Raw genomic sequence first — 3280 nt, 5'->3', positions numbered from 1 at the left:
ATCAAGATCCGCGATGGCATCGAGTTCTACAATGGCAAGACGGTCGGCGCGGAGGACGTTGCCGCCACCATCGAGCGCCATGCGGACGAGAAGTCCAAGTCCGGAGCACTCGGCATCCTCAAGAACATCAAGGGCGTCAAGGCGAGCGGCAAGGAAGTCATCGTCACGCTCGGCGACGCCGATGCCGACTTCCCCTATCTGATGGCCGACTACCATCTCGTCATCCAGCCGAATGGCGGCAAGGACGATCCGAATGCCGGCATCAGCGCCGGACCCTACAAGGTTAGCGTCAACCAGCCAGGCGTGCGCCATGGCGGCGAGCGTTTCGCCAATTACTGGCTTGGCGACAAGGCCGGCCATGCCGACCAGGTCGAGATCATCGTCATCAATGATGCGACCGCACGGCTTGCAGCCTTGCAAGGCGGCCAGGTGCACATGATCAACCGCGTCGAACCCAAGGTCGTCGATCTGGTCAAGCGCATCGCGGGCGTTTCCATCGAGAACGTCTCGGGCAAGGGCTACTATCCGTTCAACATGTTCTGCGACACCGCACCTTTCGACAGCAACGATCTGCGCATGGCGCTGAAGCTAGCCATGGACCGCGACGAGATGCTGGAAAAGATCCTGCGCGGCTATGGCTCGGTGGGTAACGACTTCCCGATCAACGAGGCCTATCCGCTGTTTTCCGCCGATATCGAACAGCGCAAGTTCGATCCGGACAAGGCGGCGGCAGCCTACAAGAAATCAGGCCACAGCGGCTCGATCGTGCTGCGCACCTCGGACGTCGCCTTCCCGGGCGCCGTCGATGCCGCACAGCTCTATCAGCAGTCCTGCGCCAAAGCCGGCATCAAGATCGAGATCAAGCGCGAACCCGGCGACGGCTACTGGTCGGAGGTCTGGAACAAGCAGCCTTTCTCGCTCTCCTACTGGGGCGGACGCGCCACGCAGGACCAGATGTATTCCACCGGCTATGTCTCGACCGCCGACTGGAACGACACGCGCTTCAAGCGGCCGGAATTCGACAAGATGCTGTTTACCGCGCGCGGCGAGCTCGACCAGGCCAAGCGCCAGGCGATCTACCACGATATGGCAGTGATGATGCGTGACGAAGGCGGGCTGATCGTGCCCTTCTTCAACCAGTTCATCGACGCGGCCGCCACCAACAAGATCGGCGGCTATGCCAAGAGCCCTATCGGCGAAATGATGGACGGCTACGCGCTTGCCGAGTGCTGGCTCAACGCTTGAGCGGACCCTGATCGTCCGATTTCATCTATCAGAACGCCGTGTGCCCGGGACGGCACACGGCGTTCCCGTTTCAACCGCCAACCGCATGGAGCAGCCCGTGGCGCTCAAATCCAAGCTTCTGCTGATCATCCTCGATGGCGTGCCTTACCGGAACTGGCGCCGGCTGATGGGCAATCTCGAAGGCTGGGTGCAATCGGGCGAGGCGCAGGTCTGGAAGATGCGCTCGGTGCTGCCGTCGACCTCGGCCTGCTGCTATGCCTCGATCCACACCGGGGTTTCGCCGCAGGTGCACGGGATTCTCTCCAATGAGAACCGTTTCCGCGTCGAGCAGCCCGATATCTTCTCCGAGGTCAGCAAGGCAGGCGGCAAGACGGGGGCGGTGACCCATTCCTACTGGTCGGAATTCTTCCGCGCCTACCCGTTCGACCTGGTGGAGGGCATGGAATTCGACGAGCCAGGCGGGCCGATCACGCATGGCCGCTTCCACACCATGACCGGTTACAATCTCCGCAACCAGATGACGCCGAGCGATGTCGACCTGTTCGCGACGCTGACCATGCTGACGAAACGCCATGGCATCGACTACGGCATCCTGCACACCTGCACGCTGGATTCGATGGGACACCGCTTCGGCCACGACTGCCACGAGATGGACCATGCCGTCTATGCGATGGACGGCATGCTGGCCGCCTTCCTGCCACGCTGGATCGAAGCCGGCTATGAGGTGATCGTCACCGCCGATCACGGCCAGACCGATCGTGGCCATCACGGCGGCCATGACGACGAGATGCAGGATTTCGCGCTGTATTATTTTGGACAAGGCAAAGGGCCGGATGCGGACACACTACTCGACCAGCTGCAGCTGGCGCCGACGGTGCTGAGCCGACTGGGCGTTCCCGTGCCCGCGACGATGAAGGCGAAGTCTTTCTTGGAGTGAGAAGCGGTCCGCGAAGCTCTTCCCTTCTGCCCTTGTGGGAGAAGGAAGAGGCGCACCTCTGGCAACCTCCGCGCTCTTCGGTTAGCCTCCGCAAAATTCCTTGGCGGAGGATGAACCTTTTTGGGCCGATCAGCGACAGAGCAGACAGGAGCCAGGCGGCTCGACCGGCCATGACGGCAGCGACGGAGACCGATCGCGCGCTTGTCGACCGGGTCGCGAAGGGCGACCGAGCCGCCGTGCGGCTCCTGTTCATGCGTCACCACGCGCGGGTCTACCGCTTCGTGGCGCGCCAGACGGGATCGGAAATGATGGCCGACGATATCGCCAACGAAGTCTTCCTCGAGTTGTGGCGCCAGGCGCCCGGCTTCGAAGGGCGTTCCGAAGTCTCGACATGGCTGCTCGGCATTGCCCGTTTCAAGGCGCTGTCCTTTCTGCGCAAGAAGAAGGAAGACTGGATCGACGACGAGGCCGCCGCCGCGGTGCCCGACGGCGCCGACACGCCGGAAGTCGTCACCATGAAGGAAGACAAGGCGGCCGCCCTGCGGCGCTTCGTCGACGCCTTGCCGGAAGAGCATCGCGTCGTCATCGATCTTGCCTATTATCACGGGCAGTCGGTGAGCGAGATCAGCGAGGTGCTCGACATTCCGGTCGCCACCGTCAAGACCCGGATGTTCTACGCCCGCAAGAAACTCGGCGAGGCTCTCAAGGCCGCCGGTTACGACAGGGGGTGGCCATGAGCGCCGCTGAAAAGATGTCGCGCCGCGACGAAATGGAAACGCTGCTGCCGTTCTACCTGAACGGCTCGCTGGAAGGTTCCGACCTGGAAGCGGTCGAGGAATGGCTGGCCAGCGATCCGGCCGCACTTGCCGCCCTTGGCGAAGCTGAAGCCGAATTCTCCGGCGCCACGGCCGCCAACGAAGCAATCCGGCCGCCGGCCGATGCGCTCAGCCGCTTTGCCAAGGCACTCGACGCCGAGGCCGGGCCTGCGCGCAAGCCGGCAGGATCGTCCTGGCTGGCGCAGGCCTGGGGCCGCTTTATGGCGGTGCCGGTCGGCGTCGCCTGGGCGGCAGCCGCGGTTCTGCTGGCGCTGGTCATGGT

Annotated in this window: 3 protein-coding genes and 1 pseudogene; all 4 read left to right on the top strand. The window is 63.3% G+C overall.

All coding sequences use genetic code 11. The features are described from left to right. Window positions 1–1245: ABC transporter substrate-binding protein (locus tag EN994_RS23850; RefSeq protein ID WP_164746119.1), on the top strand; the 1245-nt coding region annotated here is incomplete at its 5' end. Window positions 1246–1342: 97 nt separating this feature from the next. Next, entirely contained in the window at window positions 1343–2182 is an 840-nt protein-coding gene (locus tag EN994_RS23845; RefSeq protein ID WP_024501944.1) for an alkaline phosphatase family protein, read from the top strand. 170 nt (window positions 2183–2352) lie between these two features. Further along, complete coding sequence (locus EN994_RS23840; RefSeq protein ID WP_027163789.1) at window positions 2353–2919, top strand: sigma-70 family RNA polymerase sigma factor; 567 nt, start codon at window positions 2353–2355, stop codon at window positions 2917–2919. Next, a pseudogene (locus tag EN994_RS23835) lies at window positions 2916–3280 on the top strand (anti-sigma factor); the annotation flags it as partial. The gene EN994_RS23840 and the pseudogene EN994_RS23835, both read left to right, overlap by 4 nt.

Origin of the sequence: Mesorhizobium sp. M7A.F.Ca.CA.002.09.1.1, from assembly GCF_003998555.1 — a bacterium.
In the GTDB taxonomy this organism is placed as follows: Bacteria; Pseudomonadota; Alphaproteobacteria; order Rhizobiales; family Rhizobiaceae; genus Mesorhizobium; species Mesorhizobium ciceri.
The sequence above is the reverse complement of the archived record's forward strand: the minus strand, read 5'-3'. Positions and strand labels throughout refer to the sequence as shown.

Bases quoted from the DNA above. Each gene is read 5' to 3' on its own strand.
- EN994_RS23840 (WP_027163789.1), top strand. From the start codon at position 2,353: ATGACGGCAGCGACGGAGACCGATCGCGCGCTTGTCGACCGGGTCGCG.